A 26,273-nucleotide genomic window follows, 5' to 3' on the forward strand; every position below is an offset into this window, starting at 1 on the left:
GCGCGCTTGCCCGCGATTGGGGTGGGTCAGTCGACAACTAAGTCACAGACAAACCGTCATCGCGGGCAAGCGCGCTCCTACAGGGATGTGTTCAGCCAGACGATTTCATCTGGCGTGGCACCTCGTTTCCTTAGTTACTCTTCACCGGCGTATCAGGCTTCTTGTCGTTGCCAGGGATGTACGGACTCCACGGCTGGGCGCGGATCGGTTCCTTGGTTTGCCACACGACGTTGAACTGACCGTCGTCCTGGATTTCGCCGATCATCACCGGCTTGTGCAGGTGGTGGTTGGTTTTGTCCATGGTCAGGGTGAAGCCCGACGGCGCCGCGAATGTCTGACCGGCAAGGGCCTCACGCACTTTGTCGACGTCGGTGGATTTGGCTTTCTCAGCAGCCTGCGCCCACATGTGGATGCCGACATAGGTGGCTTCCATCGGGTCGTTGGTCACAGCCTTGTCGGCGCCTGGGAGGTTGTGTTTCTTGGCGTAGGCTTTCCAGTCAGCGACGAACTTCTTGTTGACCGGGTTCTCGACTGACTGGAAGTAGTTCCACGCGGCCAGGTTGCCCACCAGTGGTTTGGTGTCGATGCCGCGCAGTTCTTCTTCGCCAACCGAGAACGCAACGACTGGAACGTCGGTGGCTTTCAGGCCCTGGTTCGCCAGCTCTTTGTAGAACGGCACATTGGAGTCGCCGTTCACGGTAGAGATCACAGCGGTTTTGCCGCCAGCGGAGAACTTCTTGATGTTCGCTACGATGGTTTGATAGTCAGCATGGCCGAACGGGGTGTAGACCTCTTCGATGTCGCTGTCCTTCACGCCCTTGGAGTGCAGGAACGAGCGCAGAATCTTGTTGGTGGTGCGCGGGTAAACGTAGTCGGTGCCCAGCAGGAAGAAGCGCTTGGCGGCGCCGCCGTCTTCGCTCATCAAATACTCAACCGCAGGAATCGCCTGCTGGTTAGGCGCCGCGCCGGTGTAGAACACGTTCGGCGACATCTCTTCACCTTCGTACTGCACCGGGTAGAACAGCAGGCCGTTCAGTTCTTCGAAGACCGGCAATACCGATTTACGCGACACCGAAGTCCAGCAGCCGAACACCACGGCAACTTTGTCCTGGGTCAGCAGTTGACGGCCTTTCTCGGCGAACAGCGGCCAGTTGGAGGCAGGGTCCACGACCACAGGTTCCAGCATCTTGCCGTTGACGCCGCCCTTGGCGTTGATTTCGTCGATGGTCATCAACGCCATGTCTTTGAGCGAAGTCTCCGAGATCGCCATGGTGCCGGACAAAGAATGCAGAATGCCGACCTTGATGGTCTCAGCGGCCTGGACGGTCCAGGTCAAACCCATTGCGGCGATCGATGCGGACAAGGTGAACGCTTTAATCAGACTGCGACGCTTCATTGGCTAGCTCCATTCTTTGATTTTTTTGAAATGACTTCTTCGGTCGGTGCAGGCGTTGTGTTGGGAAGGCTTTAGCAAAGGCTGGGCCAACGACGCAACGTCGCAAAATAGAATGAATGTGTCGCCTGAAATCGATGGCGCGCACCATGTTGGCCGCTTATGGGCCAAGCGGTGCGCGACACGCTCTGATCTGGTGCGCCACTGAGCTGGAAGATTGTCACAGCCTTGGAGTGGCGGCGTGTGCAGGCAGCAGGTAGCTCTTCATGCGCTTATAGCATCAGTTTTTTCTCACCCGAAAACAGGTCATAAATCTCTCCCGATACCGTGGGTGTCGCCGAGAAATAGGCGTACCAGCTCCCGCGCACTTGTCGAATGGCGCGTAGTTGCATTGGCGTTGCGGGCGGCACGGCCACGTGGTCACCGAGAAAATTGCAGAACATGTTTTTCTTATGGATCGAGCGATCGAAGACGAAAAATATGGGGGTTTTTTCGGCGGTCGCGTGACGTGTCACAAAGCTGTCCTTGCTCCAGCGGGAGGCGTTGGCCCGACTGATCGAAGCAGACTGCACTCCACTGTCTGCGAACACTTCACCGATCTGTTGCTGCAAGGTTTCCAGACCGGCATTGGATACGTACGCCGCCCGGAAGGCAGCACCGTCGTACTCGTGGAGCCGATAGAACTGCTCAAGAAAGTTGCGGGTGTGCGCGTCCAGCGTTCCCGTTCGGAGCACATCGTTGACGTGTTCAGATCCGCCTTCGCTGTAGGCAAGTATTTCGGGCATCTCTTCAGCGTTCGAAGTGCGGCTCAGGATTGTGTAGCGAGTAACGAATGTGGATTTTTCTTCCACGCCGCTGAGTCTCGGCGTTTGCGGCCAGCCTGCGATGATCGTGTCGAGCTCTTTGCTCGCGGCATCCCGTGCGGTGAGGCTCAGGCGTGGGGCAAGCCCGCCGGCGGCGACCCAGATGCCTTTATTGCTTAGCGTCACATACTCGTCAGCGTGCGTTAGCGTGTTGTCTATAGCGTTCAGCCGGTACAGCCGTGAATGGCCAAACAGATTGAACCGGGACCTGACGTAGCAGCGCTCATTGTTGAAGTCGATGGCTTTAAACCGCAGTGGATCGGGGACGACGCTGACGCCTGCATCTGGAAGACGAGGAGGCCTTTTGGGCGATAACAGATAGCCGATCTGCGGCTGCCCGTCCCGGCCCACAGTGCGCACCAGATGCGGGCGCGGAGTTTGTTCCTCGACCGGCTCAAACGGCTGCTCGCTCGGCCCCGGTGATCCTGGGCTCAGGTCGGCGGACATTTGCGCTGTCGCCAGATAGCTGAGCGAATTCAGGAATTCGCCGGTCGCGCCCTCGAAATCGTCGGCGTCGTATTGGCTGAAACCATTCCAGGCGCTGTAAAAACCAAGACCCAATGCCAGGGGCAGCATGATCGGGGGTGGTAGAAACAGCAGGGCAATACTGGCGACCATCTCAAACGATTTACCCTCAGCGGTGCTGGTCATGGTTTTGAGCGTGGCGTTGGCTTCCTTGATCAAGTGAGCGATTTTTATCTCGTGATTTTCCTCATAGAAACTTTTCTGTTGCGGGTCGAACGTCACCGGATTGAAAGCCATGTCGGGTATGGGCAGCGGCTGCGCAAGGAAGCGCATCGCGTCTGGCAGTCGCCAGTATTTAAGCCACTTATCGTATTCCAGTACCCCCAGCGTGTCGGCGCGAAGTGACCCCGGAATCTGATGGGCCAGATACGGGCGGAATTGTGCTTTCTCCAGAAACATCGACTTCAATCGATGCAGACTGTCGAACCAGCGCAGCACCACTCCGTCTGGCGCGCCAAAGGTGCAGAGCACCACCGGACCGCTATCGAGTTTACCGGCGGGGGCCACTACCAGGACGTTGCTCAAGCGGGTGTGGCTGATTTTGAGAAAGCGCACCTCGATATCATCGGCGCCGACTTTGCGTCGCGTCGCAGGGTTTGGGGAGTCCAGAACGGCTTCGAGCCACTGGCGCGCCCAGACCGGAAACTCTTGATGCTCGACTTCCAGCAGCGCCATGCGTAGTTGCGCATGCATCATCTGATTCTGGGCTTTACGCAAGTGCTGCGCGAAAGACGACGTGATCAGTTGGGCTTTCAGGAAGTTATCGAAGGCCGCAGGGATGGCGAGCTCGGTCAGTAATGTGTGGACAAACTCCTGGTTGATTTCGGTTATAGCCGCGCCCAGCTCATCGGTCGCCATGATTGCGCCTGCGAAGTCCAGTTTCAGTGACTCCACCGGCTGGTACATCAGTGTTCTCAACGAATAGCGTTTGAACTCCTCGGGCCGTGGCGGCAGGTTCAGCGCGAAGGTTGGGCCCTGCAGTTGCTCGGGGTAGTAGACAGTGATCTGGATGTTTTCCGGTGACAGCGTAACGGCAATTTTTTTCAAAGCCGTTGCAAGGTGCAGATCGATGTACCTGCGCACGAATGTGTCGGGATTGAACTCCTCGCCCTTGAACCGCGCCGAGCATTGGCGGTGAACGGTAATGATTTGCTCGCCCAGTGTTTTCGCATGGCTAAGCCACTGGCTGCGCTGTTGGTGATTCATGCTTTTCCACCAGCCGGGCAGATGCGTCTGGATCAGCGCCGAATCGTGGCGTTCCAGGTGCTTTGCGTCGTCCAGATGCATTTTCGGAGCGAGCAGGTGCGGGACAAGCCGTTCAAATGAGCGGTGGTCCATTTCAAGTGATCTGCCGAGCATGACGGCGTGCTTGAAGTGCGATTTTTGCCGCTCAAGCTGCTGAGTGAACAACAGGCCAATGAAATCTGCACTCAGCGGTGTGTAGTGCCATTGCAGGGAGGAGGCGGGGTTGTCGGCATCAAAATTGGCCGGCAGTTTTGACCGGTCTTTGTGGTCGAGGGCTGAGAGTAATGAAGTCTTGCTTTCGGCAGTCAGCAAACGTTTATCCAATGCCTGCGTCTGTTGCTTGAGGCTCTGAAAATTCTGTAGCCCTTGATCGAGCGTGTACAGCAGGGCCTGGCCCAGTGTTTGGTTATCGTTGGACGGAGATTGAAGGCTTCGCACGCAAGTCACTGCAAAGGCCCCGGCCAGCGGCATGGGCGAGCCGCCCTTCCAGACCAGCGACAGGCTAAACACGCCATGCTCGGGTACGCGCGCCTGAGAGGTTGGCACGCACCCTTTGAGCGTGCGCTCAAGCATGTAATACATATCCGAAGGCATGTTGCCCTCGTCTACAAGCATTTGCGCCTCAAGCTCCAGCGCGCGGACCCTCCGCTCGATGAATGCTTTTCGCCGGGTTTCGCCACCGGCCAGAGTCTGATTCCAATATTGATCTATCGCGCTGATAAAACGACTTTCAAGCGTTTGGTGCGCGCTGGCATACAAGTTGATCAGCTCGACGCGGCCCATCCCCTCTATCGCTTGCGCGTCAGGTGTCGAGGCGGACGAGGTATAGAGGCCCTGCACCTCGGTTTCGGTCCAGGTCAAAGCGCCAGTGAAGTAATTGATGATGCTGTCGAGCAGGGCCTGGATCTTCGGCGGATTCGGCAGGTGCGGCGGCACGCGGCTGTCGCGGCAATACAGCCACGTCGCGTCGACATCGATGATGAGGTCCGGGTGATGAGTGCTGAGATACTCGCTTGTAAATGTCCGGGCTACGTCGGCAAAACTGGGTGGATAGTGACCGCCCTGCGCGGGAGCGCGTGTTGGCGTCGTACTGACCGATGAGTGAACAGGGGTATTCATGTTGCTGGCCTCAATGGCAATGATGGAGGTTCGGCAAAACGTCACCGAATGCTTCATGCCATGGAGTCAGAGCTGACGTGGACTGTCTGTAGGACCTGGTAGACCCATGCTTGTGGGCTTTGTATGCGCGACTTGTAGGAAAAGGCGCAGTCCGAAGGCGAAAACAGAATTTGTAGGAACGGATTTGTCCGTAAAGAAGCCTGTGTTTTCAACATCGATAGGGCGGGCGTTCATCTTCGAGCGAAGTGAACGGAGCGGAGCCTGAAACCGTATATGAGGAGGAATTCATCACAAAGCCACTCACTGGTCTCAGGCCCCGCAGGACGCAATCTATGCTGTTGCGGCGGATTTGGCAAAGCGCGAAAGGACTATCCGATCGAGCAACCACACAATCAGCATCGAAACGCCCACCAGCGGGAACATCACACCGAGCGCAATCATCACCATCGTCGCGGTTTTCCAGCGTGGCAAGTCATGACGCAGTGGTGGTACACCTAGCCCGTTTTGTGGACGGCGTTTCCACCAGATCACCAGCCCGCTGACCGAACTGAGCAGCACCATCAGGCACACCAGGAGGATCAGCAACTGATTGAGCCAGCCGAAAAACTTGCCTTCGTGCAGCATCACGCCCAGCTCGGTCGCTTTGGACACGGCGCTGTAATCGGCATAACGCACGTCCGCCAGCACCTTGCCGGTGTATTGATCGATATGCAGGGTGGCGTCGTTACGTGGATCGTCCGCGAACACTGAAACCGTGAACACGCCGTCGGCGCTGGCCGGCGCGCTGATGCTGTAACCGGGCTCAATACCCTTGTCGCGAGCGATATCGACTACCTGTTGCAGCGATATATGGGGCGCAGCGGGGGCGCTGGACATGCTGCCGTGATTCATATGCTCGGCGTGATCACCCGTAGAAACCGGCATGGGCGTGTTTTCCATGGCCCACGGCACGGTCTGCACGCGGGCAGTGTTCAACTCCCCGGCTTGCCTGTCCGACTTAGGCACTTCGTTCCACATGGCAGCGGGGAAGGTGTTCCAGACATCTGCGTATTGCTTGCCCCACAGACCGGTCCACGTCATGCCGCTCACCAGCATGAACAGCAGCAACAGCGCGCCCCAGAATCCGGTGACAGCATGCAGGTCGCGCCATAACACGCGACCGCGCGCGGTCATGCGCGGCCACAGAACGCCAGCCGGAGAACGCCCGCGTGGCCACCACAAATACAAACCCGATACCACCAGTACGATGCCCCAGCCTGCGGCCAGCTCCACCAGTCGATCACCTACTTTGCCGATCATCAACTCGCCGTGCAGCTCCCGCGCGATTGCTTGCAAGTTCTGCTTGGCGTCCTGGGTGCCAAGGATTTTTCCGCTGTAAGGATCGATGAACAGGTTCACCTCACGACCGTCAATTTTCACCACGAACTGCGCGCTGCCTGCTGCGTTGAGTGGCGGCAGGTATTTGCTCACCGCCGCGTTCGGGTAAGCCTGCAAGATCAGGCGCTGTTGCTCATCGGCGCTGAGTTGATGGTGCGCCGGGGTGACGCTCAGCAGGTCGTTGTACATCAGCGAATCGAGCTGCGGTTTGAACAGATAAATGATCCCGGTGAGCGACAGCAGGATCATGAACGGCGCAACAAACAGGCCAGCATAGAAATGCCAGCGCCACGCCAGGTTGTAGAAAGATACGTTCGGTTTGGACATGAGAAAACGCTCCCGTCAGGGATGACACACGGCGCAATCCGCTGGCAGCAGAAGGGCTGACAGCGGTTGCGAAATCATTGTTCGATTGTGGGATTCAAGCCAGTGACGAGGGCGGCGGGGCACGACTGCGGGCGTTGGGGAAGACGCTGCGCTGGGCATGGCCCTGGTGCGGCGCGGCGTTAAAGAAGTCAGTAGGTTTGGGCGGCGTTGGCGCAAGAATCGTCAGCGCCTGAGGCAATGCCGGGCAACTGAACAGCAGCGTGCAGTACCCGCATTTGGCCCACAGCACGTGATCCATTGCTGCAGGATCGGCTGCGGTTTCGTGCTGCATGCCCGCGTGCTCGCCGGACATTTGCATGGACGATGACATGTCCATCGTCGCTGGCATCGACATCCCGGCGTGATGTTCCATCGGCATCGCTTGGGAAATCAGCGGTCCGATGAAGATCATCAGCATGGCAAACAGGCTCAGCCAAGTGCCCGAGGTTTTGCGCTGGGGGCTGGATGCTCTGTTGCGAGGTGCGGCAGTGCGGTTCACGTCAGGTCAGGGTCGTGTTTATCAGTCAGTGCGCGTGGGCCGGAGCGGTTGCAACTTCGGGTGGTTGTTTGAGTACCTGAACCTCGACCGTTACATCACCGGCTTTCTCGAAATGCAGGGTCAGAGCAAACTGCTTTCCTTCCACCAGCATCGAGCGGTCTTTGAGGTCCAGCAGCATGACGTGATACGCCATGGGCGCAAAGCTGACATTGCCGCCTGCCGGGATGTCGACATTCTGCACCTGCTGCATCTTCATCAGGCCATCTTTATGTACGTGTTCGTGCAATTGAGCGCTGCCGGCAATCGGGCTATCGACACTTGTCAGGCGATCCGGCGCCGCGCCGCTGTTGTGAATCGAGAAGTAGGCGGCCACAGTCGGCGCGTTTGGAGGCAACTCCATGGACCACGGTTGATCAATGCTCAACGAGCCTGCGCTGTATTCATGAGCCTGGGCAGAAAAGGCGGGCAGCAGTAGCGCGGTCAGGAGCAGATATTTTTTTAACATTTGGGGCTTGGCTCTCCAATGTTCTGATGCAGGCAGCGCGTGAGGGGAGGGAAATTCAACGCGGCGCATAATTATTTTTGGGGGAGTGGTGCCGTTGCAGTTTGCCTGGCATTACCCCGTATCTGCGGGCGCACAGGGTAGATATTTAGCCTGAATAAGCGGGCGATGTAAAAAAGGAGGATGTGACGTGGGTCGCCGTCTGTGCAATTGCTGCCGTTGGGTGTTCCTTACTCCACCTGAACCTGTGCTAGGTTGTCTTGGGTGCTGGCCCGAACATATGAACAGCGGCGGATAAGAGAACAACATCACAGGCTTCAGGATTGCTTGATCCCAGTGAGAATCCGAGCCCATTGCCGCAGCGCCACGATCACCTTCAATTGCTAACGAAATACCCTGCCAAGGCTATACGTGACCCAACTTAATGCGTTATCACGCAAGCGAGCAGGACGACGTCATGACACGGTTTTTAAGCGCTTTATTGTTAGTCAGTTCCGGCCTTCTCGGGGTGTGCGCCCAGGCCGCAGATCCGCATCCCATGATTCAAATCAATGTTTCCGGCGCCGAGTTCAATGCCAAGCTCCTACCGGGCAGACCCGGTTACGACTTCATGTTCCCCTCCGCCACGTACCTGGATCAATGGCAGGCAAAGGGCATTAAAGTTGTCCGCGTGCCCCTGACTTGGGAGCGCTTGCAGCCTGCTTTGGATGGTCCCCTCGACCCGACCTACGCCAAGCTTATCGATAACCTGGTGACCCAGGCCGAAAGCAGGCAGATGGCTGTTCTGCTCGATATCCACAATTACGGGGTTTATCGCAAACAGCCTATCGGGTCGGTGGATGTGCCCTACACCGCATACGAGAATTTTTTGTCCCAGTTGGCTGAGCGTTGGCAGGGGCGTGCGGGGGTTCATGGCTACGACATCATGAATGAGCCAAACGGCCCGGCCGATGCGAATTGGCCGAGCGCGGCCCAGGCGGGTATCAGGGGTGTGCGAGCTTACGACAAGGTCAAGCCGATTTATGTAGAAGGCCGTTCATGGTCGAGTGCTTCTCAGTGGGCCAAAAATAATGATGCTCTACTGACGCTTCAGGACCCGGTTAATAATCTGATTTTTTCTGCACACCTCTACCTGGATTCCGACGCCAGTGGGACCTACCAGGCAGGGCCCGGACCTAATTTTGACCCAGACATCGGCGTCAAACGGGCTAAGCCGTTCGTCGACTGGTTAGTGCAAAACGGTAAAAAGGGACATATAGGTGAGTTCGGCATACCCGGTAATGATCCTCAGTGGGCAGAAGCAGCCACACGGTTGTTAACCTATCTGAAGACTAACTGTGTACCTCTGGCCTACTGGGCTGCGGGGTCGTTCTGGGGGTCTTATTCACTTTCGGTCGAACCGAAGGCGGGTGTTGAAAAACCTCAGTGGGCAGTGCTCGCGCCGTTCGTCGACGGCAATAGTAATTGCCAGTAGTGCGGCCACAACTTTATTCATGTAAAGCAAGTACTTAGTGGGCTAAATATTCGGCGCAGTGTAAGTGGTGTTTTTTTTTGACGACTAATGCACGGCGTCGATTAACAGTAGTGGCACTTTGGAATAATAGATAGTGGCCTTTTGTACTAGTTGAAAAAAGTAAGTCGTCAGTTGAACTTATACGAAGCTTCAAGGCTCGTATCAGGTGTAAGTATCTGTTCAGATCCGCTGGATGTACTCAAACTGAAACAGCTGTACCAGTAGAGTTACATTTAATGCCGTGGTTCCGGACAAAGCATTTTGGCTCGTTAGTCTTCAAGCGCTAGACGCATTGGCTACGGGACCAACGTTCACACAGCGCTGGCGCAGATCAGCGTTTGAATAATAAGGAGCCGAGAGGCTCCTTTTCGATTTTAAATCCTGCCCGTGTGTTGACGACTCCCCTTTTTGAGAGGGGCGGGGTCTCTGTGTCATTCATCATTGTGCTACCCCACGTCTTCAAGGATTGACGGAAAATCTTGGGGCGGTAGCGTGGGTAGCGTCAATCCTGTTCAAATGACATTTCCTCACTGATTCCGCCGGAAATACTATGAGCTTGAAATCCAGTGCCCGATCTCTGATGAAACTCTCGGCTTTGCTGTGCGCCAACGCTTGCGCGGAAGAGCTGCACATCCCCCAAAGCATCAAGTTCGACAACGGCCTGACCTTCACACCGGTGCTGCAGACCAGTGAGCGCTACGATGACAACTTCAGAGAGGTCGAGCGTCACGTCGAATCCTCCTGGATCACGGCGGTGACCCCAAGCTTCAACCTTGCCTCCACCAACAGCAAAAGAGCCTTTAAGCTGTCATATAAAGCTGATAGCGATACATTCCATTCAAGCCCGAAAGACAACAATACCGACCAGTATCTTGATGGTACGGCCCGCTTTGAATTCAATGCGCGTAACCGTTTGAAGTTGGACACGGGTTATAAGAAAGTCGAAGACACCGCGACGCTTGATCAGCACATAGAAAACGACAAGTACACCTATACCCACGCGGGTGGGATGTACACTTATGGCGCGCGAACAGCACGTGGGCAGATCGAGCTCAGTACTGACTATTCGCAAATGCGATATCAGAACAGCGATGGCATCAACAACGACAAAGAGCGTGACGCCCACGCAACAATCGGAACTTTCTACTTCAAGGTCGCCCCCAGCACTCGTGCATTGGTGGAATCACGCTGGACCCGATTTGATTATGTGTCTAATACCCGTCTGGATAACGACACAGTGGCATTGCTTGGCGGCTTGAGTTGGGACGCTACTGCCAATACCACTGGTACCGCCAAGCTGGGTGCCGAGCGCAAGCGTTATGACGATAAGACTGTCGGCAATAAAGGCGGGTCGCTGTGGGAAGTAGGGGTCGACTATAAGCCGCGGTCGTATTCGACATTTACATTAAAGACCCACCACTCGTTGGACGAAGGCACCAACGGCGCATCGGCTATCGATAACCTGACCACTTCGCTGGCATGGGAACACGAATGGCTACAGCGACTCAGCACCGTAGCTACCGTATCGCACACGACCAAGGAGTATCAGGAGGTCGATCGCGAAGACAAAATCAATCGCTACGGCTTTGCGGTGAAATACCAGATGCGTCGCTGGCTGGGCTTTGATCTTGGGTACCGCCATGGCAAAGAAGATTCAACGGTTGCGGATGAAAGCTACGAACGCAATATTTACAAGCTCAGTATTACTGCAACACTGTAGCCACTCAGGCGCACTTGGCATGTCCAGTCAGTGGCCGTTTCACGACATCCTTCAGGAGCGGACTACTTTATGATCATTCGTACCATCAGCAGCCTGTTCCTGGGCCTTTTGATGCTTGTTGCCGGTCAGCAGGGGGCGTACGCCGCCGGTAATTCCGAATACAAGCTTGCCTCTGGCGACGTGATCAGCATCACGGTGTATGGCGAAGAAGATATGAGTTTCAAAAGCCTGCGGCTTACCGATGCAGGCACCTTCTCCTATCCGTTCATCGGAGAGGTCAATGCCAAGGGTAAGACGGCTTCGGAGATCGAGGGGCTGCTGGTGGCCAAGCTCAAGGGCGATTATCTGGTCAACCCGCGCGTCTCGGTCAGTGTGTTGCAGTATCGCGAGTTCTACATCAGTGGCGAGGTCAAGACTCCGGGTGGTTACCCGTTCCAGCCTGGTTTGACTGTTCGACGCGCTGTAGCGTTGGCAGGCGGTTTTACTGAACGCGCGTCGGAAGGGAAGATCACGATCAATCGTGATCTCAGTGCCAAGCCGACCGAAAAGGCCAGTCTTGATGCATTGGTCAGTCCTGGAGACACCATCACCGTGCCTCAGGGTTTTTTCTAGTAAAGACTATGCGGTGATGGTCCATGCGTCGCTACTGGCGCGATTCGTCCCGCAATACGTCCTTTTCAGGGTTGCCCATCATGGATACAAATATTCCAGTCTCTGCGTCCCGCATCGGTTCATCCCGCAAAGATAACGGTGACGACGCCATCGATTTGCTCAAGCTGTGGCAAACGATTTGGCACCGCAAGAATGCAATTTTTGCTTTCACAGGCGTTGTGATCGTCATTGCGCTCGTGGCCGTCTCGTCAATGACTCCGGTATATCGGGCGCAAGCGACGCTGGTGATGGATGCCAAAGGCTCGAAGGCTGTGTCGTTCGACGCGGCAGTCGCGGGCGGTGAAAGCAATGCTAGCCAGTACATGGAAACCCAGGCTGAGCTGTTGCAGTCGCGGACGTTGGCCGAACGCGTAGTGCGCGACCTGGATTTATCCAATAAGCCTCAATTCGACCCCGGCGTCCAAAGCAAGCCATTTGCGTTCATTGGACGCTGGCTCGCGAGCACTGGCCTGGACAAACACCTCCCAGATGGCGTGGTCGCCAAGTTCAGCGAGGCTCGACAACCCACTGAGCAGCAGCGCCTGGCTCGCACCACTCGCGCGTTCATGGAGCTGGTGAGTGTTGAGCCCCAGGGTAAAAGTCAGCTGGCCAATGTCATGGTGGACATGCAAGACCCTGAGCTCGCTGCACAGGCGGCCAACGCGCTCTCGCGCGCCTTTATCGAAAGTCAGCTGCAGTCCACCATCGGCGCGTCGGAGTCGGCAACCGTCTGGATGAACAGCCGCCTGGTGGAGTTAGGCGAAAAGCTGAAGGAATCGGAGTCGCGCCTGCAGGCCTATCGCGAGTCGGAAGGTCTGGTGGACGTGAAAGGCGTCAGCACGATCAGCGCTACCGAGTTGTCGCTGACCAGCGAAAGAATGATCGACGCCCGGCGCCAGCGTGCCGAAGCCGAAAGCCAGTTCCGACAAGTCCAGGCGATGGGTAAGGGCGGATGGCAGAAAATGGCCAGTGTTCCAGCGGTTCTCGCCGATCCATTGGTCCAGCAATTCAAAGCGCAGGAAGCTCAGGCCCGAGCCAAAGTCGATGAGCTGTCGAACCGTTATGGCCCTAAACACCCCGCGATGGACGCTGCGCGGTCTGACCTGAATGCTGCATCCGCCGCTTTGCGTGGCCAGGTAGAGCAAGTAGTCGCCGGTATCGAGCGCAATTATCAGCTTGCCGCTGCAAACGAAAGTTCGTTGCAGTCATCGTTCAATACCAACAAGTCGCAAATTCAGGACATCTCGCGCAAGGAGTTCAAGTTGCAAGAACTCCAGCGTGAGGTGGACGGCAACCGTGCGCTGTATGACACCTTCATGACCCGCCTGAAAGAAACCGCTGCAACCGCTGATATCGACAGCGCGAACATTCGCGTGGTCGACCCTGCAGTTGTTCCGATCGCTCCGATCAAACCAAAAAAATCACTGATTCTGGTCATCGCCGCAGTCTTGGGACTATTCCTGAGCGCGTTGTGTGCCCTGCTTATCGATGCGTTGAACAATACCTTCCGCAGCGTCGAACAAGTTGAAAACCATCTGAACATCCCGGTAGTAGGCATCTTGCCGTTAATCACCCGTCGGGACAGAAAGGATCTGGCCAAGACCTTCAACGACCCAAGGTTCAACCGCTTCACAGAATCGATCCGGACTATTCGCACCAATGTTGTATTGAGTGGCTACGACAAGCCCCATCAGATCATTCTGGTGACTTCATCCGTTCCGGGCGAGGGTAAAACCACTGTGTCGATTAATCTTGCGGTGGCATTAGGTCAGATGGAGCCGGTGCTATTGATGGATGGCGATCTGCGTCGCCCATCACTCGCCAAAGCATTGGGCGTGTCGGCTGACAAGCCAGGCTTGTCCGATCTGATTGCCGGCAAGGCCACGCTAGAACAGTGCATCAGTCATATCGACGGAATCGACGTGCTTTGCGCAGGCAGCGCGACCAGCAATCCGCTTGAGCAATTGGCGTCGCAACGCTTCGCACAACTGCTTGAGTCCCTTAAGGCCAAATACAAGCGGGTCATCATTGACTCGTCCCCAACCCAAGGGGTCAGTGACACGAAAGTGATCTCTACTCTGGCGCAGTCGGTCATCTATGTTGTGAAGTCTGGCGCTACGTCGATTTCGCTGACGGAAAAAGGCATTGCTCAGTTGCTCCAGCATAAAGCCCCGGTGCGCGGCATCATCGTCAATCAGGTGGACATCAACAAAGCCAACCAATACGGCCATCGTTTTGACGGCTTCTACGATTACCACGGTTACAGCCAGAAAAAACCTGCGTAAGAAGTCGTGTCGTCAGCCTGCCCGAGCGGCAGGCGCATGTGATTGACCAAAACGGGAAGCGATCAAATGGAGCGCTCAATGCCGCGAACGGCAAACTTTGCTGGCGTCCACACGCAAAATAAAACGGCGGATGTCGCCGATCGGCGGGTAGTGGTTTTAACGTTTTTCGCTGTTGGTTATAACGCCTTGCTGTCCTTCGTTAACGCCCATGCCGCCGGCCTGAATTTCGGCGTAGTGGCGCTGACCGAGATATTGGTCATCTTCGGCGGGTTGTTTTTGATCCTCCGTGGCGGCCTGGCCAAAGCAGACAAAAACATTATTTACCTCGTATGCCTGTTTGTAGTGCTCGGCCTCATGGTCAGCATGATCAACCAGCGGATTTTTGTGGATGCGCTGAGAAACGCACTGATTGTCTCGATATTTGTGTGCCTTGGCCGCCGGTCGTCCCGTGAAACAGTAATGGCAACCTTCCTTTGCTGCAGCGTGTTGGTGCTGGCTGTGCTGATTCTTGAAGTGTCGTCGGTGACCACATACGCGGCCATGCTCAAACCGGCCCAGTACTTCATCAATACCCGGGGTATGGTTGAGTTCAAGTACAACGAAACCGGGTTGTTCAACAACGCACTGGGGTTCAAGGGGCGGTTTTCCTACGGGATATTCGACGGCCCCAGGACCTCCTCTATCTTTCTGGAACAAGTGTCGTTGGCAAACTACGCGGCGGTGACAGGAGTTTTTCTGGTGTCGCTGTGGAAGTTCATCAGTCCGAAGCAGCGCGCGCTTCACATCGCGGTTGTGCTACTGATCATTGTTTCCAACAACACCCGCATGACATCTATTCTGACGTTGCTTTCGCTGGTGGGTTACTTCCTGTATCCAAAGGTGCCGAAGTATTCAAATACGTTTTTGGCTCCCATCATCATGGCGATTGCGGTAATGGTTTATCTCGCATTCCCGCTTGATCACTCTGATACCTTCGTCGGAAGGACTTCGAAGACGGGAGACTTTCTGTTCAATATGCCGTTAGGTGAATATTTCGGTAACAACGTTGGTGCCACCGGCGCACTGCTGGACAGTGGTTATCCTTACTTGATTTCGACAGCGACCATTATTGGGTTCATCGCGTACTGGCTTTTTGTATGTTTCATTGTTCCCCAGAACACGCCAGAACGCAGGCGCTGCGCGAACGCCTTGTCACTCTATATATTCATGAATTTGCTGGTGTCTGGAACAGCCATCTTTTCGATGAAAACAGGAGCGCCTTTGTGGTTGCTGGTTGGGCTGATGTCGGGCCCCCTTTTTAAACGCCCCGATAGGTTTATTCAAACCGCTGCATAAGATGCGCCTCTTTCCATCGAGCGAATTACTTCGACTGATAAAGGTTCTCCATGAAAATAGTTCATGTCGTGAGACAGTTTTATCCGAGCGTCGGCGGTCTTGAGGACTACGTCCTCAACTTGTCAAAGGAACAGCGCTCGGCAGGTCACGAAGTTGTTGTACTGACGTTGGATTCCGATTTTCAGACAGGTAAAAAACTCCCTGATACCGAAGAGCATCAGGGGGTGAAGGTTTTAAGGCTTCCGTGGAAAGGCTCGAAACGTTATCCGATTTGCAAGCCAGACCTTGAACTGCTGAATCAGATGGATATGGTTCATGTTCATGCGGTTGATTTCTTCATCGATTATTTGTCGCTCATGCGAAGGCTCGGCCGACTCACCGCGCCATTGGTACTGTCGACGCATGGGGGATTTTTCCACACACGGAAAAATCAGTGGTTAAAAAAGGTTTTCTTCGAAGTCATTACGCGCTGGACGCTGGGGGGAGTTGAGGCAGTAGTCTGCAATAGCTCCAACGACTATTCAGTGTTTGCACCTATCTCGCGCCGCGCTCAACTGGTGAATAACGGGATACGGGTGAAAAAGTTTGGGACGGGTACGTCGAGCGGATCTGCACCGGTTGATGATTTGGTTTACTTGGGCCGGTTTAGTGAAAACAAACGCTTACCTTGGCTCATCGAAAACTTCGCAAAACTGGAACGTCCTGCCGGTCTGTTGAAAATCATTGGGCGAAGCAAGACCGGGGATGCCGCAGAGCTAACGTCGCTGGTGCAACGTCTGGGTTGCGACGCGAAAGTAAAACTTATATTCGATATCAGCGATGAAGAAATCGCTGATCATATTGTCAATTCAAAATACACAGTAAGCGCTTCGGAATATGAAGGGTTCGGGCTGGGTGTTGTGGAATTAATGTCATATGGACATGTACCGTTTTTGGCTGAGGAGCCGCTGTCGTTCAAGGACTTCGTGAATGATTCTGGAGTTGGGCAGATATTTACTGTTAGCCCGTCCAACTTCAGTTTGAAATACGAGGCTCTGATCAGTGAGTGGACTCCTTCAGCCGCAGTAAGCGCGGCATCATATGCCAAACAATTCTCATGGACCACAGTCGCAGAGGAAATCTTCCATGTATACGAAAGCACCCTTGAGAACAGCGTCAGCGCTTATCGATAGGCTTCATATAATAGAAGACGATAGCCTCGACACCTTTATTGATGAGCTGCTTGAAAGCAAGGATCAAAAAGTTCTCGGGTTCTTGAATCAATATGGTTATAACCTGGCTGCAGAAGAAGAGTCCGTACTGTCCAGTTTTGCGAATATTGATTACCTGCTGCGCGACGGAGTCGGGATCAAGCTTGCTTGCAAATGGAACAAACTGGCGCCTGGAGCAAACCTGAACGGGACGGACTTTATTCCTGAGCTGATCAAAAAGTCGCAGGACTCTCCGCTCGAGATCGACTATTTCGTATTCGGTACGCAATCGCCCTGGCTCGAAACCGGAGCGCAGAAGTTGATGGAAGGGAAGGCCTGCCACACCTTGCACGGCTTTCACAGCGAAGAGAAATACCTGAAGTACCTGAAGACATGGGCCCGTAAAAACGTGCTCGTGATTGTCGTTCTGGCGATGGGAATGCCCAAGCAGGAACACCTTGCGGGTCTATTGCGCAAGGCCGTAAACGGGCCGATGCTGGTGGTCTGTGGCGGGGCAATCATCGACTTCCAGGCAGAGCGCTTTGACCGCGCGCCCCCGCTCATGCGTCGCATGAATCTTGAGTGGCTATTTCGATTGATCAGAGAGCCACAACGGCTGTTTCGGCGTTATTTGCTAGGCATCCCCAAGTTCTTTTATTACCTGGTGGCTAACAAATAATTTCGCGCTTCAAATCGGTCATCACTAAGCCCCAAAGGTATACAGGAACGTAGCCCATGAATGTCTTCTTTGTCTCAGGGCATGATGCAAGTGCAGGTCGAAAAGTGGATTTTCATTTTTGGGCGGACTGCCTGGAAAGAAAGGGAATACACGTCGACTTCATGACAGTGGGTCTGAGCTATGCCACAGGTATGAAGAAAAACAGCCGGCACTTCAGTCGGCCATTCAATACCTGGATTCGCATGTCGGACCTCGTGCAGAAATACGTCTGGCGGCCGTTCGTTCACCCCTTCAGCCTGGGCAACAAAAATCTCGACAACATCACCGCCCCGGTCTTTTCGATCTATCCAAGTCTGGTCCCCGAGGCAGTAAAGGATCGGGTGCGTCAGGCGGATATCGTGGTGATAGAAAGCGGTGTGGGCTTGATGCTGGTGAAGCTGTTCGCAAAGTTGGCGCCTAACGCAAAGTTCATCTACAGCGTTAGCGATTTGCTGGAAACACTGACCTTTCACCCTATGGTGCTTCAGGCGGAAAGAGCAGCACTCCCGCTGTTTGATTCCATCCGGGTTCCCGCTGCCGTCATGCAGGAAAGCTTTCCAGCAAGCGCACCTATCACATACGTACCGCCCGGACTGGACACCGACGTTTTCGATGCGCCAGCTCGTAATCCATTCACAACATCGAAGAACGCGATCAGTGTTGGCGACATGCTTTTCAACCCGGTTGTGATTGAAACGCTTGCCGGGCGTTTTCCAGACTGGACATTTCATGTGTTCGGCAAGAAATCTCACCTGACCAAACCCTTTGAGAATGTCGTCGAGCATGGCGAGCGTCCGTTTTCAGATCTCGTGCCTTATTTGCTGTATTCCGACATTGGTCTGGCCCCTTATAAAGACGCACCCAGTGTTGCTTACATCAGCCAGTCCAGTTTGAAGATGGTTCAGTACACGTACTGCCAGTTACCGATCGTAGCGCCTCATTTTGCAGCCGCCGGCCGTCCCCATGTGCGTTCGTTCCACCCGGATGCAGACGAAGCCTCACTGGTGTCGGCGTTCGAAAGCGCGATGGCCTATGACCGCAATTCGATTGACCGCTCTCAAGTCATGAACTGGGAAAAAGTGACTGAACAAATGTTTCTTTCCTGATCCGGATTCGGGGTTGTCGCTGCGTCGTGTCATGCGCATCCGTTCGATGTTTCCACTCATATCAACAGGTCCTTATGTCAGCTAACTTCACCGCCAACAACATTGGCCGGGGCGCATTTTGGTCCATCATCAATCAGTCGGTTGCGCAAATTCTCGCGCTGCTGGTTTTTCTGGTAACCGCTCGATTTGTTTCAAAAGAAGCGTTTGGCATCATGGCTGTATGCCTACTTCTGGTTGAAGCGTTCCGGCAGATAGGGATTGAAAGCGTCGCAGCGTCGATTGTTTCCCGGCGCGATGTCGGAGACTCAACGTTCAATGCAGCGTTCGTTCTGATGCTGGGCAGTGGTGCGGTCGGGGCGCTGTTGTTGTTTCTGCTGGCCGAACCTATTGCCCGACTTTTAGATAACAGTGAAATCGCATCGTCACTGCAGTGGACCAGCATTCTGCTGTTCACCACTGGACTGTCGAAGACGCATGAGGCTTGGCTGACCAAGCAATTGATGTTCAAGGTTCTGGCGATACGGTCTTTGCTGGCGATTTCAGTCGGCGGTGCGATCGGTATCGGCATGGCCATTCAGGGGTACGGTTTGTTGAGTCTTATCGCTCAACAGTTAGTGACCTCGCTGGTTGGGACCGTAACCTTGTGGCTGACCACTCGCTGGAAGCCCAGTCTTAACACCACGTACAAAGACGTTGCATCAGTGCTTCACCATTCGCGACACGTATCGTTATCGGCGGCCGCTTCATTCGTGAGTATGCAAAGCGATGTGTTCTTTGCGTCTTACTACCTGGGCGCTGCTGAAACCGGCGTGTTCAATGCAGCGAAGCGCATCAGCGTCGCTATGTGGCTGATGATTTCCAGTTCGCTGAATTCCGTGGCACTGCCTATCCAGGCGGCGCTGCGCGATGACGCGAAACGCTCTAGCGAAGCGTATCTAAAATGCGTTTATCTGAGCATCTGCATTACCGGGCCGTTGTATGTCGGAATCGCCGCGCTGTCGCCTGACGTCGTGTATGTATTGTTGGGAGCGAAGTGGGCTGATGTTGCACCGGTTCTGGCATTTCTCTCGCTTAGCGCTTTCGTCACTGCGCTGTCTCAATACAACTCCAACATTTTGATGGTCTTCAGCAAGGCTCATTGGCAAACCAGCATCACGCTCATTAGCGGTGCGGGCAACTTCATCCTGTTTTTCGCGCTTGCCCGGCATGGACTCATTGCGCTGACGAGTGGCTTTTTGATTAAGACGATTGTGTTTTCGCCGCTCTCGATTCTGCCCACTTTGCGCTTGCTCGGCATTGGTTGGACGACTTACCTCAAATGCATTATTGCGCCGCTCGTTTCGTCGTTAGTCATGGGCGCCTGCGTCTATCTTCTCGCGCAGCAAATGGCGGCGCTTTCATCGGGGGTGCGGCTTTTGCTGCTCATTCCTGCCGGCGTTTTTATCTATCTGGTGGCTATGCTGGTGACCAATCGCCGCGCCGTGGTTGAAGTGCTTAGTTTGCTCAAGCAAACACTTCGACGGGAAACGTGACTGCACCGTCTAAACGCGCCCACGGTCGGGGCTTATATATTCAGCGCACCGTGGGATGGCTCATCCAACGAGTCGTCATGTGGGGAATATTTTCATGAATGTTTTGATCTTCAACGATAAGTACAGCACCAACGTAGGCGACGGGCTCCTTTCCGACTGCCTTGAACACGAGCTTAGAAAGTGTTTGCCCGACGCTCACGTGAGCTCCATCGACATTGACGGCAAATCGGATTTTCCTGTCAGTGAAAGCGTTGGCAAAGCGCAATTGAAAGGCACGTTGAAAAAGGTCATGCCCGAATGGCTGCTCTCGCGCATTGCGGACATCAAAAACATAAAGCGCACTGATCGCAGGCTCTCTGCGCAGATAACCGTGGCGCCTCCAGCCCAGACCACTCGATTCGTCATTGGCGGCGGCCAGCTCGTCACCGCCACGTCTTCTTATTTTCCGGCCCGGCTGTATTCGATCATGCGTCTGGCGCAGCGACTGAATGTTCAGGTGTCGTTTTATGCAGTGGGTGTCTCCAGCGAGAAAACCTGGCTTGCTCATTCCGCCCGCCTATTGCGCAAAGCGCTGCACAGACAACCACTGATTCGCTTTGTCTCTGTGCGAGACGGGTTGTCGGCCCAACACTGGACCGCCTACGTCGATGCCGACGTCCAGCCGCAGTTTTGCCGTGATCCCGGTTTGCTGGCCTCCAGGGTTTACCCGGAACGACTGGCAATCCCTGCGGGCGAGCGGCAACTGACCGGCCGTGTTGGCGTCGGCGTAATTGATTCCAAGATGGTCAATGCAATCATCCGCGCTGAGGATGTGGCCGAGGACGCAATGATCACGTTCTTCGCTGACGTGTCACTGCGGTTGATCGACAAAGGTTTTACCCCTGTGTTGTTCACCAATGGCGATGTCGAGGATGAAGAAGTTCTGGCGAAAGTGGCGGCGCGTGTTCCCGGTTGCGAGATTTCACCACGGCCTTTGAACGGCGGAGAGCTGTATCGCGTTATCTCAAGTTTTGATGGCCTGATAGCTCACCGAATGCATGCAAACATCACGGCTTACTCTTTGAAAATTCCCCATGTCGGCCTCGGCTGGGACGTCAAACTGAAAAGTTTCTACAAGTCGGTAGACCGCGACGCGTTTTTTGTGGAAACCAGCCGGTCCTCGCCAGCAGATGTGGTTGAGATTTTTATCGCGGCCATGACACAAGGTATCGATCCGGATATGCACACTCAGGTACTTGAAGAGGCTCGCGCCGGGGTCAAGACCTTGGCTCGAGCGCTTCAGACGGGAAAATAACTTACAGATATCTGCCTGGAATATCACAGGTTGCCGGCTGATCAATTTCTAAGAGAGGCATATAACGTGGTTTTCAAACTGACCTTTGTTATTCCGGTGAGGCACCCGGCCAACTCTAAGGATTGGGAGCAGAACAAAAGAAACATAGCCGAAACGGTGAAGTCGATTGTTGCCCAGCAGGGCGATGATTGGGCTGCAGTGATCGTTGCCAACGAAGGCGCCGAATTACCCCCTCTGCCATCACGCATTCAGGTTGTGCGTGTCGATTTTGAGCCCAACCCACTGCATGAATTGAGTGATGCGGGGCGTGCGGCATTTTACGATGCAGTACGGCTGGATAAGGGCCGTCGGGTCCTCGCAGGAATGCTGGCGGCGGCGCCCACCGACTATTTCATGATCGTGGATGACGATGACTTCCTCAGCAACAAGCTCGCAGCCTTTGTGTCGGAACAACCGCTCTCCAACGGTTGGTACATCAATACTGGCTTTGTTTGGTCTGAGGGTACCCGTTGGGTCTTCCTGCATCCCGAGTTCAACGAGTACTGCGGCACGTCTTACATCGTGCAGGCCGGTCTTATGAAGCTGCCCGGCTCCTTTGCCCAAGCCACTGATGAATATGTGAAGGAAGTGCTGGGCAGTCACAAATTTATCAAAGCCTTGATGATCGAAAACGGGACGCCTTTGGCGCCGCTACCATTCCCAGGTGCGGTTTACCGGGTCGGTCACTCCGGAGCGCACAGCAAGTCAAACTCTGTAGTGCGTACGTTTTTGTTGAATAAGAGCAACTTGAGTTCGCCTGTAAAACTCGTTACTTCAGCCAGAAAATTTCGACACGTGAATAAGTCGATGAACAGTGAATTTACTCTGCCTCTCTAATCTGCCTTTTTTGGCTGTTTTAAAAACTGATATCAGATAGATCCTGAGCGAGCATTTCGAAGTCGCCGTTCGGTTTAATTAGCTTAAGGGTTTTCATTGTGGCGAGTGCTGACACGCTTGCGCTGATAAGCGCTTGTGCGCGATGAAAAGTTCAAACATCTAACTTCTATCTCTAAGGTGCTCTTGCAATGGACAACCACATTCAACGATCTATGGACGATCTAACAGCGTTCCAGCGTACGCCGACCGTTCTACAGAGCTACGCCAACTACCTTCTTTATTTCACTGACATTCTCGCGATGACGCTCACGTCGCTGATCGTCTATTTCGGCGTGCAGTATTACGTCGAAGATGGGCCTGCGTCGTACGTTCGCTACGGTACTGCCGTGGTCATTGCCGTCGTCACGTTCAGTATCTTTGGCTTCTCCAGTGGCCAGTACGAATGGCAGCGCTTCAAGCAACAGGTCAGAGCGCCTTTCATCACGTTTGGCGGGCTGGTCTTCGCGTTCGGTGCGCTATTGCTGATCGGTTTTGTTTTCCGGATGACCGAGAGTTTTTCCCGCCTGTGGGTAACCACATGGTTTGGCGGCTTCTCGCTCTACATCCTGTGCAGTCGTCTGATGTTGATGTGGTATTTCGCACGTCCTTCTCAAGCCACGCGCGGCAGCATTTTCCGACGCCGAGCATTGGTTCTGGGTGCTGGTGCGGTAGGCCAGCAAGTGGTTGAGCACATGCGTCGCTTCAATGATCAGAACATTGATGTGGTGGGGTTTCTCGACGATCGGGTTACCCGTATGCCGCCAAATAATCACGGCATCCCTCTGCTGGGAAGAACCGATTTGTCTGACGAAATGGTGCGCAAGCACGGTATCGATCTGGTGATCGTTGCCGAGCCATGGCAGGAAACCGCCCGCATCGAGGCGCTCGTGAGCCGGTTTTCATCTTGGAGCGTCGACGTGTACCTGGCCCCGGACAAGCTGGGCTTTATGTATGCGGACCACCCCGTATTGCAAGTAGGCGGCGCGTACTTTCTAAGCCTTCAGGCTCGGCCCATCAGCGAATGGAACGCGGTCGTCAAACGTGTCAAAGACGTCGTCCTTTCCCTGACGGCTATTGTTCTACTGTTCCCTGTGCTGGCATTCGTCGCGCTGGCCATCAAGCTTGAGTCCAAAGGGCCGGTGTTGTTCATCCAGGAGCGTTTCGGCTTCAACAACGAGACTATCCGGGTCTTTAAATTCCGTTCGATGTACACAGACCGGGGTGATCAGCGCGGCGCACAACAAACGGTAGCGGATGACCCGAGGGTTACGCGCGTAGGTCGCTTTATCCGTAAAACCAGCATCGATGAGTTACCTCAGCTGTTTAACGTGCTGCTGGGCACCATGTCGTTAGTGGGGCCCCGTCCTCACGCCACAGGTATGCACTCGGGCGGCTGCCTGCTGCATGACTTGTTAAGCGATTACGCCCGGCGCCATCGCGTGAAACCTGGCGTAACCGGCTGGGCGCAATGCAACGGCTGGCGCGGCGAAACCGACACCCAGGAGAAACTCGATAAGCGCATTGAGCATGATTTGTTCTATATCGAAAACTGGAGCGTCTCGCTGGATATCATGATCATCATCAAAACAGCCTTGATGCTGGTGAAGCGCGATAAAAATGCTTATTGATGCCTCTCGTCCTCAACTTCGACATGCAAGGGGGGCCGCTCATCAGTGATTGTTAATTCGTATCATCCAAAATTGAAAAACCCCGTCCTTGAAAAAGCACGGGGTTTTTTTTGGCTTTGAAAAAGCACGGTATCAGCGTACGGGCTTGGTCAGGTCACTCAGCAATCGCCATTTTCAAGGGTTCGCTCAGTAGCTTCGCACCCGACGCACTAAGGTGGTTGTCGTCCAGGTAATAGAAGCGCTTGTCCTTGCCTATTTCGCACGTCGTGGCATCGCAGAAGTACTGTTTGGTGCGGATGACCTTAAGTAGTCCGCCGCTGGCCTCACTGTCCAGCATTGCCATTTCCCCTTGATCCCATGCATCGATCGCCGTGCGCGGCACGTTATCGCCCAGCGCACTGACGACCGCTTTGACGTGACCGAACATCTGGATGTCTGGCACCTGCTCAACGATGAACAATTTGCTAGAAGGCGTCGTGCGGGTGAAGAACTTGACCGTAGCCTCCACGCCCGCCGCCACGACTTGCTGCGGCGTCAGCCCTTTCTCCCCGGTTTCGAGCTGCAACAGATGGTGTTTTTTCTGCAGCACGTTCTTCTTCTGCCAGCCATGCATGTACAGCGTCCAGCGCCCCACGAGAATAATTTTCTCGGGTTGAAGGCTGGCCACCTGATCGGCGTATCGCGCCAGCTGTCCCGGTTTGTCGCAATTGGAGCTATTGCCGATCCCGTCATAGCGCTCAAGCCCAACTAGAGGCGGGCAGCCCGGTATTGAGATGAACATGTACGTCATCGCCGCGTCTTCGGTGAAGGCGTCAATCAGCGGCAATACGTGGGAGTCTCCGAACAGCACCACCAATCGGCTGCCGTTGCCGATCTTCTTGCACACCAGTTCCGAGCCGCCAGCGTCGTAGCCTGGACAGTCCTGCACGTTGACGGCCAACGGGTCGACTTTGGGTGTGAAGACCGCATTTAAGGTCCCGCCAATAGCCAACAGCAGCACGATGCTTGCCGTAGCCCATTTGAAAATGCCCGCTTGGGAAATCCTGTTTTTGTAGCGGAAGGGCGCCTCGATGTATTTCCAGCTGATCCACGCCAGGAAGAATACCGTCACGATCAGAAGAGGAAAGATGGCCTCGTCATACGCCGACAGCTGAAGCGGCGACAGCCTGTACAGCGCGAAGATCGGCTGATGCCAAAGGTAGGCGCTGTAGGACACCAGCCCGATGGCGACCATGGGTTTGAGCGACAGCACCTTGCCAGTCAGACACTGGGGCGAGGCAAACAAAATGATCAGGCACGTGCCCAGCACCGGCACCACGGTGTACAGGCTGGGGAAGGGCGTTGCTTCGTCGAACACGAAAATCGAATACAGCACCATGCCAATGCCGGTTATAGCCAACGCCGCTTTGTATGGACTGAAGGCTGGCGCCGCGGCTGTAATTTTCGGGCGACTGAAGAGCAGCATCGCAACCAGCGATCCCGCCAGCAGCTCCCAGGCCCGGGTCGGCAACAGGTAGAAATTGATTGCCGGATGGTACGTCGCGCCCCACTCGGACAGGGCCAGCGATACGCAGGTGATGCACAGGATGAACAGCGTCAAACCCGGTTTCTTGAGCTTCCAGGCGAGCAGAAGGAACAGCGGGAAGAAAATATAATATTGCTCCTCCACCGCCAGGCTCCACGTATGCAGAAGCGGTTGCTCACCTGCCGCAGGGTCGAAGTAATCCGTGTTGCGCCAAAAGAACAGATTGGACGCAAACACCGCGACCGACATGATGCTGCGTCCGAGATTCTGCAGATCACTGTCCAGCATCCAGGCCAGGGCAAACGGCACCGTCGTGATGATCACAAAAAACAGCGCAGGCAATATGCGCCGAGCACGGCGCTCGTAGAATTTGAGGATCGAGAAATTTCCCTGAGCAATCTCCGCCGCCAGGATGGAAGTAATCAGATATCCCGAAATCACGAAGAAAATATCGACGCCGACAAACCCACCGGAGAAGAACGTAAACCCTGCATGAAACAGGATCACCGGCAAAACGGCCAAAGAGCGAAGTCCGTCGATTTCGGGCCGGTACTTAATGACGCGCTCTGGATGGGCTACGGCTGGATTCATGGGAGGCCTGATCGTCGAAGTTAAAAGAACTCGAGGGATGGCACTCCAGAAAAACAGGGAATCCATTCGCCGTGGTCAACCATAGAGGAATGGAGCGCCCAGTCAAATTAATGGCTTGAATGGGGGTTGGGATTGGTGGTTGGTTTGGGGGTGTCAAAGATATGGCAAGCTGCTTCGGGCCTTTGTAGGAGAGCGCTTGCCCGCGATAGATTTTTCCAGCCGAAACAAATGCGGCGGACTCAACTGCCTATTCGCGGACAGGTCCGCTCCCATAGAAATTGGTTCTGATCGAGGAAATCAGGCGTACAGGAAATCAATTGTCGGAGCGGACTTGTCCGCCAAGAGGCCGACTATAAAAAGTCTCAGCAACGCCGAGACAAT

General features: G+C 54.7%; 18 protein-coding genes. 12 read left to right on the forward strand and 6 right to left on the reverse strand.

Annotation, left to right across the window (positions count from 1 at the left end):
• Nucleotides 1-130 precede the first annotated feature (130 nt).
• From urtA to ACWKV9_RS11865, 5 genes are all read right to left on the reverse strand, one after another.
• Nucleotides 131-1,396, reverse strand: coding sequence for an urea ABC transporter substrate-binding protein (urtA, locus tag ACWKV9_RS11845; protein WP_268799368.1), 1,266 nt, complete (start codon nt 1,394-1,396; stop codon nt 131-133).
• A gap of 269 nt (nt 1,397-1,665) precedes the next feature.
• Nucleotides 1,666-5,145 carry a dermonecrotic toxin domain-containing protein gene (locus tag ACWKV9_RS11850; protein WP_483836293.1) on the reverse strand — a complete coding sequence of 1,160 codons (3,480 nt, stop codon included), beginning with the start codon at nt 5,143-5,145 and terminating at the stop codon, nt 1,666-1,668.
• A gap of 330 nt (nt 5,146-5,475) precedes the next feature.
• Complete coding sequence (locus ACWKV9_RS11855) at nt 5,476-6,849, reverse strand: PepSY-associated TM helix domain-containing protein (RefSeq protein WP_483836294.1); 1,374 nt, start codon at nt 6,847-6,849, stop codon at nt 5,476-5,478.
• 94 nt (nt 6,850-6,943) lie between these two features.
• A complete protein-coding gene (locus tag ACWKV9_RS11860; RefSeq protein WP_483836295.1) occupies nt 6,944-7,387 on the reverse strand; it encodes a DUF2946 domain-containing protein in 444 nt (147 codons plus the stop codon).
• 25 nt (nt 7,388-7,412) lie between these two features.
• Entirely contained in the window at nt 7,413-7,892 is a 480-nt protein-coding gene (locus ACWKV9_RS11865) for a copper chaperone PCu(A)C (RefSeq protein WP_483836296.1), read from the reverse strand.
• Between the two features lie 454 nt (nt 7,893-8,346).
• Between ACWKV9_RS11865 and ACWKV9_RS11870 the strand changes: the two genes are divergently transcribed.
• The 12 genes from ACWKV9_RS11870 (at nt 8,347) to ACWKV9_RS11925 (ending at nt 23,776) form a co-directional block, all read left to right on the forward strand.
• On the forward strand, nt 8,347-9,363 hold the full coding sequence (locus ACWKV9_RS11870) for a glycoside hydrolase family 5 protein (protein ID WP_483836297.1): 1,017 nt from the start codon (nt 8,347-8,349) through the stop codon (nt 9,361-9,363).
• A gap of 589 nt (nt 9,364-9,952) precedes the next feature.
• Entirely contained in the window at nt 9,953-11,122 is a 1,170-nt protein-coding gene (locus tag ACWKV9_RS11875) for an outer membrane beta-barrel protein (protein ID WP_483836298.1), read from the forward strand.
• Nucleotides 11,123-11,191: 69 nt separating this feature from the next.
• Nucleotides 11,192-11,734 carry a polysaccharide biosynthesis/export family protein gene (locus tag ACWKV9_RS11880; protein WP_483836299.1) on the forward strand — a complete coding sequence of 181 codons (543 nt, stop codon included), beginning with the start codon at nt 11,192-11,194 and terminating at the stop codon, nt 11,732-11,734.
• Nucleotides 11,735-11,814: 80 nt separating this feature from the next.
• On the forward strand, nt 11,815-14,058 hold the full coding sequence (locus ACWKV9_RS11885) for a GumC family protein (RefSeq protein WP_483836300.1): 2,244 nt from the start codon (nt 11,815-11,817) through the stop codon (nt 14,056-14,058).
• A 78-nt stretch (nt 14,059-14,136) separates the two neighbouring features.
• A complete protein-coding gene (locus tag ACWKV9_RS11890) occupies nt 14,137-15,393 on the forward strand; it encodes a hypothetical protein (RefSeq protein ID WP_483836301.1) in 1,257 nt (418 codons plus the stop codon).
• 50 nt (nt 15,394-15,443) lie between these two features.
• The gene (locus tag ACWKV9_RS11895; protein WP_483836302.1) at nt 15,444-16,565 is read left to right on the forward strand and encodes a glycosyltransferase family 4 protein; all 1,122 of its coding nucleotides are present in this window, start codon (nt 15,444-15,446) and stop codon (nt 16,563-16,565) included.
• Nucleotides 16,519-17,262 carry a WecB/TagA/CpsF family glycosyltransferase gene (locus ACWKV9_RS11900; protein ID WP_483836303.1) on the forward strand — a complete coding sequence of 248 codons (744 nt, stop codon included), beginning with the start codon at nt 16,519-16,521 and terminating at the stop codon, nt 17,260-17,262. Before ACWKV9_RS11895 ends, ACWKV9_RS11900 begins: the two co-directional genes overlap by 47 nt.
• Nucleotides 17,263-17,318: 56 nt before the next feature.
• A complete protein-coding gene (locus ACWKV9_RS11905; protein ID WP_483836304.1) occupies nt 17,319-18,407 on the forward strand; it encodes a GumK N-terminal domain-containing glycosyltransferase in 1,089 nt (362 codons plus the stop codon).
• Nucleotides 18,408-18,481: 74 nt separating this feature from the next.
• The gene (locus ACWKV9_RS11910; RefSeq protein ID WP_483836305.1) at nt 18,482-19,939 is read left to right on the forward strand and encodes a lipopolysaccharide biosynthesis protein; all 1,458 of its coding nucleotides are present in this window, start codon (nt 18,482-18,484) and stop codon (nt 19,937-19,939) included.
• 94 nt (nt 19,940-20,033) lie between these two features.
• On the forward strand, nt 20,034-21,233 hold the full coding sequence (locus ACWKV9_RS11915; RefSeq protein ID WP_483836306.1) for a polysaccharide pyruvyl transferase family protein: 1,200 nt from the start codon (nt 20,034-20,036) through the stop codon (nt 21,231-21,233).
• 66 nt (nt 21,234-21,299) lie between these two features.
• Nucleotides 21,300-22,109, forward strand: coding sequence for a hypothetical protein (locus tag ACWKV9_RS11920; RefSeq protein WP_483836307.1), 810 nt, complete (start codon nt 21,300-21,302; stop codon nt 22,107-22,109).
• 188 nt (nt 22,110-22,297) lie between these two features.
• Complete coding sequence (locus ACWKV9_RS11925; protein WP_483836308.1) at nt 22,298-23,776, forward strand: undecaprenyl-phosphate glucose phosphotransferase; 1,479 nt, start codon at nt 22,298-22,300, stop codon at nt 23,774-23,776.
• Between the two features lie 154 nt (nt 23,777-23,930).
• On the opposite strand, the gene ACWKV9_RS11930 is transcribed toward ACWKV9_RS11925, so the two are convergent.
• A complete protein-coding gene (locus ACWKV9_RS11930; RefSeq protein WP_483836309.1) occupies nt 23,931-25,892 on the reverse strand; it encodes an acyltransferase family protein in 1,962 nt (653 codons plus the stop codon).
• Between the last annotated feature and the right edge of the window lie 381 nt (nt 25,893-26,273).

This window comes from Pseudomonas corni (assembly GCF_057128765.1).